Here is a 15,361-nt window from a genome sequence, read left to right as displayed (position 1 = left end):
CAGCCTATTCACGGAGGTGACCATGAACTATTTACTGACCGAACAACAGATCATGACGCGCGATCTAGCGAAGAAAATCGCCGATGAAAAAATAAAGCCCGTCGCGGCGCATTACGACGAGACCGAAGAATTCGCCTGGCCGATAATGAAAATACTGGCCGACAGCGACCTGTTCGGCGTCTACATACCGGAACAATACGGGGGCCTGGGCGGCGGCATCATGGACATGTGCCTTGTGACCGAGGAATTGTCCAGAGCCTGCGGCGGCATAGCGCTTGGATTTGCGGGTACGGGACTTGGGGCTATCCCGATACTTTTGTATGGCTCGGAAGAGCAGAAGCAGAGGTTCCTGCCCGACATAGCCAAGGGCAAAAGGCTCGCCGCGTTCTGCATAACCGAGGCCGAGGCCGGCTCGGACGCGGGCTCAATAAAAACAACCGCCAGAAAAGAAGGCGACCACTACATATTGAACGGGACCAAGCAGTGGATAACGAACGCGGGAGAGGCGGAAGTCTACACGGTGATAGCGATGACCGATAAGACAAAGGGAACGCGGGGCGCGAGCGCGTTCATCGTTGAAAAAGGCACTAAGGGCATGGATTTCGGCAAGAAAGAAAAAAAGCTGGGAATACGCGCCTCGGCCACGCGGGAGGTCATATTCACCGACTGTCAGGTGCCCGCCGCGAATCTCATATCCAAAGAGGGCATGGGTTTTATTGTCGCGCTGAAGACGTTCGATAACTCAAGGCCGGGAGTGGCGTCGCAGGCGGTCGGTATAGCGCAGGGCGCGCTGGATCACGCCGTGGAATATGCCAGAACGCGGGTCCAGTTCGGCCAGCCCATCTCAAGTTTTCAGGCTATCCAGCATATGCTGGCCGACATGGGTACCCAGGTGGAAGCGGCGCGCGCGCTGGTATACGCCACGGCACGCATGGTGGACTCGGGCGCGAAATCCGTGGCGAAAGAATCCGCGATGGCAAAGCTTTTTGCGAGCGATGTGGCGATGAAAGTCACAACCGACGCCGTACAGATATTCGGCGGTTACGGCTATATGCGGGATTATCCTGTGGAAAAATATATGCGCGACGCAAAGATCACGCAGATCTACGAGGGCACAAGCCAGGTGCAGCGCAACGTAATAGCCGCGAACATGATCAAGGAAAGCCTGAAGAAATAGTAAATTCTGAGTTCTAAACTCTAACCAATGAACATCATCGTCTGCATAAAACAGGTGCCGAACACCACGGATGTAAGGATAGACCCGGTAACAAATACGCTTATCCGGGAGGGGGTGGAGAGCGTTATAAATCCGTTTGACGCATACGCGATCGAAGAAGCTGTGCGCCTGAAAGAGCGTTTCGGCGGAAAAGTCACGGTTCTCACCATGGGCCCTCCGCAGGCCGAGAACGCGCTGAAAGAAGCGCTATCATTAGGCTGCGACGAAGCCGTCCTTGTAAGCGACCGGAAGTTCGCGGGTTCCGACACCTGGGCTACAAGCTACACGCTCGCGGCCGCTATACGGAAGGTCGGCGCTTTTGACGTTATAATATGCGGGAAGCAGGCCTCCGACGGAGATACCGCGCAGGTCGGTCCCGGTATATCCACCCACCTGGACATTCCCCAGGTCACCTATGTCAAAAAAATAGAAAACATCTCCGCAACCCCCGCACTTTTTCCGAACGGGCCAAAGTGCGGGGCAGGCACGGCGAAAGTGGAGCGCATGACGGAAGAGGGCTATGATATAGTTGAAACCCCGCTCCCCTGCCTGTTCACCGTGGTAAAAGAAATAAATACTCCGCGCCTGCCGTCGTTAAAGGGAATGATGCGGGCCAAGTCAGCGAAGATATCAAAATGGACCGCGCATGACCTTGGAGCGGATCCAAAATCATTGGGGCTCGACGGTTCGCCTACGCGCGTGATAAAAATATTTACGCCCGCACCCAGAAAAGGCGGCGAAATATTAAAAGGCGAAACGGCGGATATTTCAAAAGAGCTGATTGAATTGCTGAAAGACATCGTAACGTAATCCGCCGGAGGGCCGGGAGCGGGTTGCACCCTTTCCCAACAGCTGAGGGGACACCGCACCGCGGTTTCCCCTGGAGCCGTATAGCGGACCGATTATTTTTTTACCAGAGAGCTGTGAAATAAAATGCCAAGCCACATAACAATATTGCTGGATAAATGCACCGGCTGCACGCTCTGCGTAAAGGCCTGCCCTTTTGGCGCCATACATATGGCCAATAAGAAAGCCGTTATTGACATGGCCAAATGCACCCTCTGCGGCGCATGCGTGGAGATATGTAAATTCAACGCCATAGAACTGCATAAGGAAGCGGAGCAGAAGAAGGATCTTTCCGGATATAAGGACGTCTGGGTTTTCTGCGAACAGAAAAAAGGCGTCATACAATCGATATCATTCGAGCTTTTAGGTGAGGGGAGTAAACTCGCAAAAAAGCTGGGAGTGAAACTCTGCGCTGTCATTCTGGGAAGCGGCATAGAATCCGCGATAGAGAAGCTTTCAGAGCGGGGCGCTGATAAGATCTATATAATCGACCATCCCGCGTTAAAATCCTATCAGGACGACCCCTATACGGAAATCCTTGTAAAGCTCGCGCAGGAATATAAGCCTGAAGTCATACTTTGCGGCGCCACCACCATCGGCAGAAGCCTGGTATCGCGCGTAGCGGTAAAGATCGGAGCGGGACTTACCGCCGACTGCACAGGCCTGGACATTGATGAGGGGGAGAGGCTTCTTTTACAGACCCGGCCGGCGTTCGGCGGCAATATCATGGCCACCATCATAACTCCGAACCACAGGCCACAGATGGCGACGGTCCGGCACAAAGTAATGAAAGAGGCCGAGATAGACAAGTCGCACAAGGCCGAAGTTATAAGAAAGAGTTATCCGGAAGAAGTGATGAAATCGCGCACCAGACTGCTTGGGGTCATCGAAGAGCTGGAAGACACCATGAACCTGGCGGAAGCGGACATCGTTGTCTCCGGCGGGCGGGGCCTGGGCGGGCCTGAAAATTTCGCAATGATACGTGAGCTCGCCAAGGTACTCAGCGCCGCCGTGGGAGCGTCCAGAGCCGCCGTAGACTCCGACTGGATCCCATACTCGCATCAGGTGGGGCAGACCGGCAAAACGGTGTGTCCGAAGCTCTACATAGCCTGCGGGATATCGGGGCAGATACAGCATCTGATAGGCATGCAGTCCTCAAAAGTCATCGTAGCCATAAACAAGGACCCCGACGCCCCCATCTTCAAAGTAGCCACCTACGGGATAGTCGGAGATATCTTTGACATCGTCCCGGCTCTCACCAAAGAATTCAAGCGAATCCTGAAAAAGTAAGCTGAAAATAAAAAATAGCGGATTTATACGCTTTTAAGACCCTGTCCGATAGAAGTGAGAATGCGTATTTCGTTGAAGGCAGGCAGCTTTCAAAGAGCGCAATATCCTTTTCCCAGCAGCCCTTTGTTATAATGGTCGGCTATCTCGCTCCGGTTCAGCGCCCTGTTATAGACCGCAACCTCGTCTATTACCCCGTTTAAGGGGGCATGGTATCCCGCCGCAGCCTCCGGATCCCACCCTATAAACGCATTGTTGGTCCCACGCTCCAGCAAACCGGCGGCTCCGAACGAGCTGTCTATCTCCCCGTTAATGTAAGAAGTTATCCTGGAACCGTCATACGTGACCGCGACATGGTACCATGTATTAGGAAGCAGACGGGTATTTCCCCTATACCAGCCCGGGTTTGACAAACCCCACATATAAATGGCCAGATTGCTATCGTGATTTTCCGGCCCTCCGATAATGAAACAGTAAGAACCCGATCTGCAGAATATTCTAGCTCCGGAATCGAAAAAATTTATGGTCTTATAGTTTACCCAGGCTTCTATCGTGACCTCTTTAGATATCTTAATACCCGGCCAGTCACTTACTTTCAAGTAGTTATTGCCTTCGAACGTCAGCGCGGAATTTACTTTTCCCGACATCGTAGGTACTGGGCCATTGAGCCAGGCGCTATTGCCCCCGAATACATCATTTGCCACAGTACCTGAAACATCGTCAAAATTCCAGTAATACACCATCCCGCCAGGGCAGTTCGTCCGTTTAACCGGAGTAGGGGAAACCTTTCTGGTTATTGAAGTCACGGAAGAAACAGGCCCTGCCGCGGGCGTAACTGCTGGGACGACGGCCGTCTCCCAATCCGGCATAACGGTTTCTGCCGCCGCCGAAAGCACCGCCGCGCTTTCCGTCTTTATCAGGCGCGCGTTTATCTCTATCAGCCCATTCCTGTATTTGGTAAGAGTGCCGGTCACCACCGCTTCCACGCCAAGTATCTTGCCTAGGCCTTTTATGGAATTTTCATCTATGGCGCCGGAATGCTGAAGTTTCAGTTCGGAGAGCACTTTTTCAAGCAGGCCGCGTTCTATTACTTCTAATTCTCTTCTATTAAGGATGCGGGTTAACAGTCTTTCCGATATGACCACCCCGTCGGTAGAAACACGCTTGTCGGTATAGGAGAACGGCAAAACGGCCACCTTTTTATTTGAAAGGTATTTATGCCCGTCGGAGATCTTTTCCGCCAGCCGCTCATAAGGATCGGGAGCGAAAATATTTGTTATTTTCCCGTCTTTAATGTTTTTACCACAGCCAGCCAGAAAAACAAAACAAGCAAGAAAAGCGAGACAGTTGTTAATCTTCACGGCAGCTCCCTGAGCCATCTTAATATACCGGGAACATGATAGCACTTTTCCGTGTAGTAACGGCCTACGGGCCTATGGGACGTTGCTCATAGAATGATAGATCAGTGCCTTCCGGCACTCAATTCTTTCCCTTTGTAAAAAAAGATAAAATACGCTTATGCCCGCATTGCCTCCGGTTTTGGAATTTTTACTTGCGTTTTGTCTGATAGGAGCCCTTATATGGCTTCCAAAACTGATACGACATAAGCCGCAGTCGATCCCTTTGGTTATCGATGGGCTTGTCTTAACAGGACTGGCAGTGTTCTCCGTGTTTAAGTTAAGCTCGGAGAGTTCCCGGCAGGCGGTCTTCATGCTTTTATTTTTTGCCGGGCCTATCCTTCTGCTTATAGGCCTGCTTATCATAGCCGCGGCCCATTGCCTGACTGCACTTCTGCTTTACGCTTATTTAGTATGTAAAAATCCCGGGGCGGCGGCAAACCTGCGCAGAGACCAGATGGGGGCTGGCTTTCTGGCCGCATCTTACTTTGTTCTGTCGGGTTCAGGTTTCCTGGCGCTGTGGTTCCATAAATGGCTTTTAGCCGGCGTTATGGGGGCGGCCACAGGAGTTTTACTATTCAAGGCCGGGGTCCGACGGCCGCCGCGATCACGGCTTAAGGCGTCGCTTTCCCCGGACAAGGACGATAATCCATCAGATGATAAATCTAAACCCCAAACCTTGGACTCTCTCTTCCATAAACCCCGATAAAGCCAAAAACAGCCGTGCGTCTCGTAGCCTTACCTGATCAGGACCTTTCCCGGCGTATAAATAAAAAGACCCTTATCCGAAGGGTCTTTTTTATTTAGCTTCAGCTGTGTAGGAATACCGCGTATGGAGTGTTTATCGCACGTTAAAGTTCCCAAAAAAATTGCGGACACCTTCGCTGAGTGCAGTTTCGCAAGGCGCGGAGCACGCCTGCACCAGATAAAAATCGTATTTTTCGCCGGTATCTTTTTTTGCCATTACCCTGAATTTCGTTCCGTGCTTTAAAATGACTTCGTCTTCCTGCGCGTCTATAAGTATTCCTTTTTCTCCAGGGCGGTTATTATAGATAGCCAGGATAGCTTTCCGGGAATTACCGTCACCGTCATCCTTTTCGACCGCGAAGTAGTGCGCCACTTTAAATGAAGTCGAGGTGGAAGCATAGCCTTTTTCAATAAATTCCTCGCCTATCTCATAGCTTTTGTTAGCCCGGAATCCAAGACCGATGCCGCGGAACAGAATTATATCTCCGGGAAGAGGCGGCACTCTTGTGAAAACATGGTCTATATTATTCACCATGGCTTTAGCCGCTTCAGGACTGGTACCGTACCAAGTGTAAGGCTCTGGATAATAGCGCAGATAATCGTTGACCTCTTTATAAAAAGTGTCTTCCTTGCTGGTATAAGTTTCCAGATCCTGGACCTCCTCCGGACTCGCGCCGAAATAGGCGGGGTCCGGATAGCCCAAATCTTTATAAAGCGTCCTAAAGTCGTAAGTCCTGGCGCCGGAAATGAGCGCAGTGGAAGGTGTGGTTCCGGCGTAAACAGTGGCGACGGAAGGCTGGAGTTTATACCCATTCAGGCTTTTCGTCTGTTCTTTGATGTTCAGAACGGCTTCGGAAAAAGAAAGCCCGCTGGACGAGCCGTCAAAATAAATATCAGCGGCCTTTACTCCGGTATTGGAGAGAAGTGAAGCCAAAACCGCCATTAACCCGGCTTTGCGTATATGTTTAAAGATTCGCATACAAGAAAGCATACAAGAAAGAACCGGAATCCATAAGATACAAAAGACCCATTCCGCCCTGGTCTTTTGGTCTACACTGCATCCATGGGACTTTGGACCCATCCCGCCATGGGCCAAAAGCAGGTTGATTTTCATCAACCCCGGTGATATAACATACCATGCAGCACGGAGGCAATATGCAAACTCTGATTAAAGCGATTTTCACCGCCATGATATCAGCCGGCGCCGCCCACGCGCAAACCGCTTTGCCACAACTTCAGTTTTTTACTCAGGGCCTGAGCGTCCAGGAATTTTCCCGGAGCCAGGATTATATTCCGATCTCTATACCCTCTCCTGCCGGCTTCAATGCAAGCGTAGGCGCGGCGGTTAAAGCTGCGGCTGACGGAGAAATAGACACCGACAAGGCCGCCCTGTTGGCGGAGCTCGCGCTCAAACATCCGTTAAATGATTTCCACGGCCGTTGCTATCAGGCTGTCTGGTACGACGTCCTGGTGAAGGCCGGTTTTCCGGACGACCCGGACGTACCAGGCACCAGCGCATTCCAGTTCGCAAAATACGCGAAAGACAACCCGGAATGGCTCAAGGGCTTCAAACTTAAAATCATCCCTACCCCGGACAGTTTCGAGGCGATGTCGGCGGGCAGTATAGTCGTGTATGACCCGCGCCAGCAGGACGCCTATGGCCATGCCAACGCCGATCACGGCCATATAGAGGTGATAGCGGACAGGGACGGGGTGCGCTACGGCTGCAGCGACGCCTGCGCGGATATAGGCGGTTCGGGTGATTTCCTGGCCCAGCCTGAAGCCAAGGAACATGTGACCGTTTTTGTTCCTGTAAAATAAAAAAAGCCCGCAAGTCGGCAGATGCGGGCGGGTAATTAAACAAGTTACCAAAAACTGAAGTGTTACCCTTAGTTGACTCCGGGAAAAGAATATCCGGCCGGAGCGAGCAGTTTTTTGATCTTTTGGTCAAATTGCACTTGGTCAGCCGGTTTGATCATATAATCCACCGCGCCGAATTTGAAAGCGGTTTCAAGGTCGTCAACCCTCTGTTCGCCTGTTATCATCATCACCGGAATCTCCCTTGTGGACGGTTCTATCTTCAGGCTTTGAAGGATCTGCAGGCCGGTGATCCCCGGCATCATGATGTCCAGCAGAATAAGCTGCGGCTTATATTTTTTTGCCGATGACAGCGCCTCTCTGCTGTCAAATACTTTAAGCGCCTTGCAGTTCAAAGCTTCCAAAAACGCTTCATACATTTCCATCAGCATTAAATCATCATCCACCATCATAACCAGCGGTTCTTTAGATTTGAAAATATTAAGCAATGACATAATAACCCCCAGCGCAAAGCGTTAATGTCATATTATATTAAAATTCACAGTAAATCCGCATTTTAAATTCAGCCGGGCAACGCGCTTAATATGCAAGCGTAAGGGGCTGTTTGTTTGTGTCCCTTTCGGTTGACGGCGCCCCGGTCAAAGCAAAAGCCCGGAAAAGTTTCCCCGGGCTTTCGCTCTTCGCTATCCCCTATCCGCTATTCGCTGCTGTTATGGCATTTTCACTATGCCTTCTTTCTGCCTTAGCTCAGTGTCCTTTATGGCGCGCCTTATGGCGAATTCGGCGGTTTTGCGCAACTCAGCCTCGGAGAGGATTTTTTGGGCCACACCCTGCTTGATGGCCATCAGCCCCACGGCAACAGCTTCCTCAACAAAAACCTCAGGCTCATCCATGCGCGGCATAATATAATCCGCCCTAAGGCCCTTCCTGGCGGCGTAACCGGCCAGCGCCTCAGCCGCGGCTATGCACATTTCATTGGTAATGGTTTTTGCGCGCACATCCAGCACTCCCCGGAAAATGCCGGGGAAACCCAGCGAGTTGTTAACCTGGTTCTCGAAGTCCGAGCGGCCGGTGGCAACCACGCGCGCACCCGCCTCTTTCGCATCCCACGGCCAGATTTCCGGAATCGGGTTCGCCGTCGCGAAAACGATGGAATCCTTACTCATTCCGGCGACCCATTCTTTCTTGATAGTATCCGGCCCCGGGGTGGAAGCCGCGCTCAGCACATCCGCGCCCGCCAAAGCGTCCTGCGCGCCGCCTTTTATCTGCCTGCCGTTGGTAATTTCACACATGTGCCACTTTTCTTTCTGGTCTTTAAGATCGGCGCGGCCCTTGTGGAGAGTGCCTTTGGAGTCAACATAGATCAGGTTTTCCGGCTTAGCGCCATAAGCCATATAAAGGGTGCCTATGCGTATATTGGCCGCGCCCGCGCCTACCAGCACTATCTTTACATCCTCTATTTTTTTGCCCACTATTTTAAGGGCGTTTATTAGCCCCGCCAGGCACACGGTGGCCGTGCCCTGCTGGTCATCATGCCATACCGGGATCTTCATGGTCTTGCGGAGCTCGTCCAGAATGTAGAAGCACTTAGGCTGGGAGAGGTCCTCAAGGTTGATACCGCCAAAGCTGGGCGCCAGGTACTGGACGGTCTTTATGATCTCGTCGGGGTCTTTTGTAGCAAGGCAGATGGGAAACGAGTCCACTCCGCCCAGATATTTGAAAAGAAGGCTCTTGCCTTCCATAACCGGCAGGCCGGCCTCGGGGCCTATGTCGCCAAGACCCAGCACGCGGGTACCGTCGGAAACCACGGCTACCATGTTTCCCTTATTGGTATGTTCATAAACTGTTTCGGGGTTTTTCTCTATGTCCTTGCAGACGGCCGCGACTCCCGGCGTATACCATATAGCGAAGTCGTCCATATTCCTGACGCAGCATTTGGGGGAAATTTCTATCTTACCCTTATAAAAAGGATGAAGTTTCATGGCGTCCAGCGCCGGCTTGTTGGCTTTTTTAAGAAGTTCTTCTTTTGACAGCTTTTGGGTTGTGTCGGACATTGTATCTTCCTTTTTTTGTTAAGATTTTACGCCAAATCCATGTCTGAATTCTAATAAATAAAGTTTGTTATTACAATTCTTTTTTTGATATACTTTTTTTTCACCCGAAAGCCGGCGGACTGCCGGCTCCCGGTGAAGAAACCTGCCCGCAAAAAAGCAGCGACCCGTAAAGTTGCCGGTTACCGATAAGCGGCCGCTGTTTGCCAGATTTAGGTGGCACCGTAGCTCAGTGGTCAGAGCGGGCGTTTCATAAGCGCTAGGTCAGTGGTTCAATTCCACTCGGTGCCACGCTATTTTCAGCCGCGAACAGGGGTACGGCACAGGGAAGAAGCCAGAGGTCAGAAGGCAGATGTCAGATTCCTTTCCGACCTCTGATTTCTGCCGCCTGATTTACTCAAGGGCACGCAGTGCGGCGCGGGATGCGACAGGTGGGGGGGAGAACAATGATGTCTGAAACATATATTACCAGGGACGGTTTTGTAAAACTTAAAGAGGAACTGGCAAATTTCCACCGCCAGAAGATGGAGCTTGCAAAAGAGATAGGCGAGGCCCGCGAACAGGGCGATCTGCGCGAGAACGCGGGTTACGCCGCCGCCAAGGAACGCCAGGGGATGGTTCTTAAAAGAATAGGCGAAATCGAGGTAAAGCTGAATTCCGCTAAAATAGTTGAAGATTTGACAGTGAACCGCGAATATATACGCATCGGAGCCAGGGTTACGGTACTTGACGCGGCCTCAGGCAGAAAAATCAACTATACGCTTGCCGGAACCGATGAGGCGGACCCCGCGGAAGGAAAAATTTCAGTAAGCTCGCCCTTGGCGCAGGGGCTGCTGGGCTCCAAAGCCGGCGATAAGGTTAAAATCACACTGCCGGGCGGGGAAAAGGATTTTGAAATTCTTTTGGTTGAATACTGATAAATTATTTCACTCTACATCGGCGCAGGAGGCTTTATGGCATTTTGGGGAAACGACAAACAGGAAGGCGGGAACGCTCAGGGACAACAAACGCAGCACTCGCAGCATCCGGCGCTGGGCAGCACCCTCGAGGACGCTTATAACGAGCTTGTAAAGGTCAAAGGACGCACACCCGGCATAGATCTGGCCATCCGTTTGAGCGACCTTATACTTGACTACGCCGTTAAGGAGCGCTCAAGCGATGTGCACATAGAATCCCAGGGCGCGAATCTGCGCGTGCGCTTCCGCGTTGACGGAATTTTGCAGGATATGCTTAATTCTCCGAAGAATTCCGACATCCCTCTTACCCAGCGAATAAGGGTGCTGGCCGGGTTTGACCCCGAACCGCCCACCTCTTTCCGCAACGAGGAAGGCCGTTTTCAGAAGATGATAGGCGGCCGCGCCATACAAGTGCGCGTTTCCTCTTTCCCCACGGTCAACGGCGAAAAACTGGTGCTAAGGGTGCTGGACCGCCAGCAGTTGGGCCTTGACATTGAACAACTGGGGCTTGACCAGGAATCCCTGACTATAATCAAGAAAGTTATCCGCAACCCATACGGAATTTTCTTCATTACCGGTTCCACCGGCTCAGGCAAAACCACTTCGCTCTACGCCATTTTAAAGAACATCAACACCCCGATGATAAATGTGATCACGCTTGAGGACCCCGTGGAATACCGCCTTGAGGGCCTTAACCAGGCGCAAATAAGCGCAAAAACCGGTTTTACCTGGGCTGAGGGGCTGCGCACCATATTGCGGCAGGACCCGGATGTGATAATGGTCGGGGAAATACGGGATTATGAATCCGCTGAAATCAGCCTCCGTTCGGCCCTTACGGGACACCTCCTGTTTACCACCATACACACCATAAACGCGCCCAGCATCATAGAGCGGCTTTTTGAGATGGGCATACCGCCGTTCTTAATCGCTTCGTCAATGCTTGGCGCCATGAGCCAGCGCCTGGTACGCAAGGTCTGCCCGCATTGTTCGCAGCAAGCCGCCCCGCCCTCCGAAGCGGTGGTAAACGAATTCATAAAAAACATGGATCCGGCCGAGGGGAAAATAGTTAAAGAGCTTATACTCAAGCCCGGCGCCACCTACAAGGTGGAAAAGGGCTGCCCCGAATGCCGCAATACAGGCTATCTGGGCCGCACCGGCATTTTTGAACTGATGATAATGAACGAGGAGATCCGCAAGCAGGTTTTAGACCACGCCCCCACCGACCTGATAAAACGCACCGGCGTGCAAACCGGCAAAATGAGAACTCTTTTAATGGATGGCATAATCAAGGCCCGCACCGGGGTTACCACGCTGTCTGAGGTTATCAGGGTTACAGCGACGATGGTGTGATAACGGCAGCGAATAGATAATAGCGAATAGGGATAAGAACGGAATACTTTTCCAGCACCTGAGTTTCAATCCCTCGCCCCAGCCTGATGAAAATCAAAATAATGAAATTCGGGGGAACCTCCCTTTCCGACCCCGAAAAGATACGGCTGGCGGCGGGCCGCGCCGCGGCGGAGAAGAAAAGAGGCTTTTCCGTGGTGCTGGTCCTCTCCGCCCCCGGCCAGGTGACCGACGAACTTCTTGAACTCGCGCGAAGATTAAATCCCGATCCACATGCCAGAGAGCTGGACGCACTGCTTTCCACCGGCGAGAGCTTAAGCGTAACCCTGGCGGCCATGGCGCTTGAAGCGGCGGGGCACCGGGCCGTTTCGCTTTCCGGCGCGCAGGCCGGCATTTTAACCAACTCCGCATTTTCAAACGCAAGCGTGCTGGCGTTGAACCCGAAAAGGATCATTGCCGAATTAAAAAAAGGAAAAATAGCGGTTGTGGCCGGTTTCCAGGGCGTTAACCGTTCCGGCGACATTACCACCCTCGGCCGCGGCGGCTCCGACCTGACCGCCGTGGCGCTGGCTGCCGCCCTCAAAGCGGAAATTTGCGAGCTTTACAGCGACGTAAAGGGGATTTACACGGCAAATCCGGCCATTGTTTCCTCCGCCCGCAAGCTTCCCCGCGTTTCTTACGAGGAAGTAATGGCTTTGGCCGAAGCGGGAACTGAAGTGCGCCAGCTGCGCGCCGTGGCCTGTGCAAAAAAACATAAAATAACCCTCGTGCTTCGTTCCTCCTTTGACAGCGAACCCGGAACTTTGGTGGGGGATTTTAAGCACGCCGGCAAAAAGCCGGAAGTACGATGTTTCTGCATGCGCAAAACCGGAAAACACTCCGAAATAACCCTTATCGGCTCAATGCTTAACAGCGCCGAAATAAAGAGCGCCGTGCGGCGCTCCGCTCTCGCGAACGGCTGCCAGTTGGAGAAAGATGCCTATTTCCCCGCTAAAGCGACACTACTTACGGACCAGCACAGCGGGGAAAATATGTTGAAAGTCCTGCATAAGGTCTTTATAGGGCGCCGGGCCAAATGACCCTTGACAAAAACAGGCGCCGGCATTACACTATAAATACCATGAAAATAAGATTTAACGCTGTATTTGTCGTTCTTTTTGGCTTTGCCGTTACTCCCTGCCTTCTTTCTTTCGCGCAAGAATTTACCGAAGAGGAAAACGCCGCGATACAGCTTTGCGAATCGAACATCACCGATAAAATATATTCACCCAAAAACGCGGAAACCTGCGTCACGGCCCTCCATAAAGATGACGACCGGCTTCTTGAAAAACTCAAGCAAAAAGACGAGGCGGAAAACACCACTAAGCTGCCTTTCATACTGAAACACGAGGAAATGTTCAAAGAGCTGGGGCAATTTTACTCAAGCGATCTCCGCCTGGATAATGGCGGAAGATGTGTTATACGCAAAAAAATGATCAAGCTGTTTGATTTTGACAATGAGGCGAAGGCTTGTTCGCTTTGCGAGTTGGGCCTTGGCCCGCAGCCGGACAGGTTCCTGCCCTGGGTTCAGACCTACGCGAATAAACTTTACATAACAACGGAATTCAGCATGTATGAATGGGACACCTTGAACTACTTTTCGGAATGCAAAAAGAAGCTGTTCGGGGGATATGACTGTACTAAATATACGGTTTCACTTTCCAGCCAGGGCTATTCAGAAGAAACCTGGAAAATGAAAACAGTGAACCGGAGAATGGCCGCGATAATCGCGGACGATGTCCTCACAGGAAGAAACCCCGATTTCATGGACACGGAGAATGCCAGATGCAGCATGATACAGGCGCCCTTGAAAGATTTTCTCGAGCATTATCTTGACCCCGAAATGAGAACTAAGCTTTGGGCGTACCTGGATAAAATCAAAGAAGCAAAAACGGCGGACACCCTGAATACGGGCATTAAAAAAAGTTCAGACAGGATCTCCGCAACGAGCGCTAAGCTGGCAGGCATAAACTCCGATGCGAACAGTTTCTCAACCCTCGGACAGGCTTTTGACGGCTCAAACCTGAGCGGTGCCGAACCGGTGCCCCCGCCGGGTTCTCCGGCTGCAGGGCCCGTTAAACGGGACAAATACACTCTTACTGACGATGAGGCCTCTCAATTGGCCGTGCGGCTTCAGGGCCAGCTGGTGGGGAAAAAAGATGACAAAACCGGCGCCTATTCCGGCGGAGAGTTGAAGGGCACAAAAGTGGGCGATGGCCTGCTTTCAATGTATAATGCTGCGAACAAAGACGGCTCTTCGGAAACCCCGCTTAAATTAAAGGTGATAAAATACAAATCGGACTCTACCGGGGCGGCTTATTGTCCGCAAGGGCTCAAAACTTGCGGCGCTATGAATCCGGCGCCGGGGGAGATTGCGTTAAATAAGACCATGATAGAACAGTGGATGAAAGACAAAGGCGTGACCGCCAAAGAGCTGATGGACCCAAAAAATGATGAATATGTCCAACGGCTTTCCAAACATGTGGCTCCGACCTTTGTGCACGAGGCCACGCATCAGCAGGACGATAAATGGGCCAGAGACCATGGTTTGCCTTACAGATACACGCTTGACGATGAAGTGGGCACTTTCAGCAGGCAGTCGCTGTTCCTTAAAGAAAAGCTGGCCGACCCGAAGACCAACGCTCTTTACATGAGGGACCTGCGCAAATTTGACAACGAAGTGCTTCAAACAGCGGAAACGGGCGGCGCAAGGGGAATTAAACAAATGATCCGCTATTACAATCTCCACGGTATAGAAGGCGAAGCCTCAAAGAGCTTCACCCAGCTTGAAAACGCGCTAAAGGAGCAAAACCTCCGCAAGACCGCCAAAGACTATGCGTTCCCGAAGGCCGACTCCAACAACTGCTGGGCGGGACGGCCGGAGAATTGTTCAAACGCGCAGCTGGACGACATGGTAAGCAAAACCTACCCCTGGTATCAGCAGGCCATGAAAAAGCAGAGGGATAATGTGACTTTTATTGACACGGAGATGAACAGGCTTAACCAGGCCGACAAGTCCGGCAGAGCCAAAAAACTCTATCCCCGCGGCGTGCCCCCGCTTGCAGTTGAAGGAGACAGCTGATGAAAATAAAAATTTTGTTTCCGCTGGCCCTGCTTATGGCCCCGCTTATGCTCAACGCGCAGAACAAAAACAGCCGCCCTTTTGAAAAATTTATCTGTGACGGCAATTTTTTTACCGCCATGATACCCTCCGGCTGGGACAAGCAGGAGGAGATACTCTTAGGCCGTCAGGAAAAGCAGTACGGAGTGGATCTCACGGACACGGAGACCAAAAACAGCGCATTTCCAAGCATCTCACTTATATATTTCGGCCCGGACCACCTGCGCTTTAAGACGCCGGAAGAGTATATCGGCGTCAGCCTGCAAGCCAGGAAAAAGATAAAAGGGGAAACCACCACAACCCCCAAAGACTCCAATCTGAACGACCGGAAAGTAAAGTGTTTTGAAAAGCTGCGTTACATCTCGGTACCCCCCGGAGCCGCTGTTCCCACAATGGTCCTGATGTACGAAAAGTACATTATAATGCCGGCAAAAAAAGGTTTTTTTGTCCTGAGCCTCCAGGCCCCAAAGGACGCGGCGAATACTTATCTAAAGATCTTTTCCAAAGTAGTCGCCTCCTTTAAGCCGAACATATAG

General features: G+C 51.8%; 14 protein-coding genes and 1 tRNA gene. 11 read left to right on the top strand and 4 right to left on the bottom strand.

Annotated features, from left to right (window positions below; translation table 11 throughout):
- Positions 1-22: 22 nt before the first annotated feature.
- The 3 genes from NTX59_06765 to NTX59_06755 all read left to right on the top strand — a co-directional run bounded on the left by NTX59_06765 (position 23) and on the right by NTX59_06755 (position 3,352).
- A complete protein-coding gene (locus tag NTX59_06765) occupies positions 23-1,177 on the top strand; it encodes an acyl-CoA dehydrogenase family protein (protein ID MCX5785373.1) in 1,155 nt (384 codons plus the stop codon).
- 27 nt (positions 1,178-1,204) lie between these two features.
- A complete protein-coding gene (locus tag NTX59_06760) occupies positions 1,205-2,026 on the top strand; it encodes an electron transfer flavoprotein subunit beta/FixA family protein (protein MCX5785372.1) in 822 nt (273 codons plus the stop codon).
- 123 nt (positions 2,027-2,149) lie between these two features.
- A complete protein-coding gene (locus NTX59_06755) occupies positions 2,150-3,352 on the top strand; it encodes an electron transfer flavoprotein subunit alpha (GenBank protein ID MCX5785371.1) in 1,203 nt (400 codons plus the stop codon).
- 89 nt (positions 3,353-3,441) lie between these two features.
- On the opposite strand, the gene NTX59_06750 is transcribed toward NTX59_06755, so the two are convergent.
- Positions 3,442-4,710 (bottom strand): FlgO family outer membrane protein, encoded by a 1,269-nt coding sequence (locus NTX59_06750; GenBank protein ID MCX5785370.1) that lies wholly within the window; start codon positions 4,708-4,710, stop codon positions 3,442-3,444.
- A gap of 349 nt (positions 4,711-5,059) precedes the next feature.
- On the opposite strand from NTX59_06750, the gene NTX59_06745 reads away from it, so the two are divergent.
- On the top strand, positions 5,060-5,455 hold the full coding sequence (locus tag NTX59_06745) for a hypothetical protein (protein ID MCX5785369.1): 396 nt from the start codon (positions 5,060-5,062) through the stop codon (positions 5,453-5,455).
- 132 nt (positions 5,456-5,587) lie between these two features.
- On the opposite strand, the gene NTX59_06740 is transcribed toward NTX59_06745, so the two are convergent.
- On the bottom strand, positions 5,588-6,472 hold the full coding sequence (locus NTX59_06740; GenBank protein MCX5785368.1) for a hypothetical protein: 885 nt from the start codon (positions 6,470-6,472) through the stop codon (positions 5,588-5,590).
- Between the two features lie 176 nt (positions 6,473-6,648).
- Here NTX59_06740 and NTX59_06735 point away from each other — a divergent pair, with 176 nt between their 5' ends.
- Positions 6,649-7,314 (top strand): hypothetical protein, encoded by a 666-nt coding sequence (locus NTX59_06735; GenBank protein ID MCX5785367.1) that lies wholly within the window; start codon positions 6,649-6,651, stop codon positions 7,312-7,314.
- Positions 7,315-7,382: 68 nt separating this feature from the next.
- On the opposite strand, the gene NTX59_06730 is transcribed toward NTX59_06735, so the two are convergent.
- Positions 7,383-7,805 (bottom strand): response regulator, encoded by a 423-nt coding sequence (locus tag NTX59_06730; GenBank protein MCX5785366.1) that lies wholly within the window; start codon positions 7,803-7,805, stop codon positions 7,383-7,385.
- Between the two features lie 216 nt (positions 7,806-8,021).
- A complete protein-coding gene (locus NTX59_06725) occupies positions 8,022-9,365 on the bottom strand; it encodes an NADP-dependent malic enzyme (GenBank protein MCX5785365.1) in 1,344 nt (447 codons plus the stop codon).
- Positions 9,366-9,580: 215 nt separating this feature from the next.
- Between NTX59_06725 and NTX59_06720 the strand changes: the two genes are divergently transcribed.
- The 6 genes from NTX59_06720 to NTX59_06695 all read left to right on the top strand — a co-directional run bounded on the left by NTX59_06720 (position 9,581) and on the right by NTX59_06695 (position 15,361).
- Positions 9,581-9,653 (top strand) — tRNA-Met (locus tag NTX59_06720).
- Positions 9,654-9,808: 155 nt separating this feature from the next.
- Positions 9,809-10,279, top strand: coding sequence for a transcription elongation factor GreA (gene greA / locus NTX59_06715; protein ID MCX5785364.1), 471 nt, complete (start codon positions 9,809-9,811; stop codon positions 10,277-10,279).
- Between the two features lie 36 nt (positions 10,280-10,315).
- The gene (locus tag NTX59_06710; GenBank protein ID MCX5785363.1) at positions 10,316-11,668 is read left to right on the top strand and encodes a GspE/PulE family protein; all 1,353 of its coding nucleotides are present in this window, start codon (positions 10,316-10,318) and stop codon (positions 11,666-11,668) included.
- Positions 11,669-11,754: 86 nt separating this feature from the next.
- Positions 11,755-12,744 (top strand): aspartate kinase, encoded by a 990-nt coding sequence (locus NTX59_06705; GenBank protein MCX5785362.1) that lies wholly within the window; start codon positions 11,755-11,757, stop codon positions 12,742-12,744.
- Positions 12,741-14,786, top strand: coding sequence for a hypothetical protein (locus NTX59_06700; GenBank protein ID MCX5785361.1), 2,046 nt, complete (start codon positions 12,741-12,743; stop codon positions 14,784-14,786). The genes NTX59_06705 and NTX59_06700 overlap by 4 nt, the downstream gene beginning before the upstream one ends.
- The gene (locus NTX59_06695; GenBank protein MCX5785360.1) at positions 14,786-15,361 is read left to right on the top strand and encodes a hypothetical protein; all 576 of its coding nucleotides are present in this window, start codon (positions 14,786-14,788) and stop codon (positions 15,359-15,361) included. Before NTX59_06700 ends, NTX59_06695 begins: the two co-directional genes overlap by 1 nt.

Source organism: Elusimicrobiota bacterium, assembly GCA_026388155.1.
Classification (GTDB): domain Bacteria; phylum Elusimicrobiota; class Elusimicrobia; order Elusimicrobiales; family UBA9959; genus UBA9634.
This window is presented reverse-complemented; position numbering and strand designations above follow the sequence as displayed.

Excerpts from the sequence above, each read along its gene's own strand:
- NTX59_06755 (MCX5785371.1), top strand. The coding sequence starts at position 2,150 with ATGCCAAGCCACATAACAATATTGCTGGATAAATGCACCGGCTGCACG.
- NTX59_06740 (MCX5785368.1), bottom strand. The coding sequence starts at position 6,472 with ATGCGAATCTTTAAACATATACGCAAAGCCGGGTTAATGGCGGTTTTG.
- NTX59_06760 (MCX5785372.1), top strand. The coding sequence starts at position 1,205 with ATGAACATCATCGTCTGCATAAAACAGGTGCCGAACACCACGGATGTA.
- NTX59_06765 (MCX5785373.1), top strand. The coding sequence starts at position 23 with ATGAACTATTTACTGACCGAACAACAGATCATGACGCGCGATCTAGCG.
- NTX59_06735 (MCX5785367.1), top strand. The coding sequence starts at position 6,649 with ATGCAAACTCTGATTAAAGCGATTTTCACCGCCATGATATCAGCCGGC.
- NTX59_06725 (MCX5785365.1), bottom strand. The coding sequence starts at position 9,365 with ATGTCCGACACAACCCAAAAGCTGTCAAAAGAAGAACTTCTTAAAAAA.
- greA (MCX5785364.1), top strand. The coding sequence starts at position 9,809 with ATGATGTCTGAAACATATATTACCAGGGACGGTTTTGTAAAACTTAAA.
- NTX59_06730 (MCX5785366.1), bottom strand. The coding sequence starts at position 7,805 with ATGTCATTGCTTAATATTTTCAAATCTAAAGAACCGCTGGTTATGATG.
- NTX59_06705 (MCX5785362.1), top strand. The coding sequence starts at position 11,755 with ATGAAAATCAAAATAATGAAATTCGGGGGAACCTCCCTTTCCGACCCC.
- NTX59_06695 (MCX5785360.1), top strand. The coding sequence starts at position 14,786 with ATGAAAATAAAAATTTTGTTTCCGCTGGCCCTGCTTATGGCCCCGCTT.
- NTX59_06700 (MCX5785361.1), top strand. The coding sequence starts at position 12,741 with ATGACCCTTGACAAAAACAGGCGCCGGCATTACACTATAAATACCATG.
- NTX59_06710 (MCX5785363.1), top strand. The coding sequence starts at position 10,316 with ATGGCATTTTGGGGAAACGACAAACAGGAAGGCGGGAACGCTCAGGGA.
- NTX59_06745 (MCX5785369.1), top strand. The coding sequence starts at position 5,060 with ATGCTTTTATTTTTTGCCGGGCCTATCCTTCTGCTTATAGGCCTGCTT.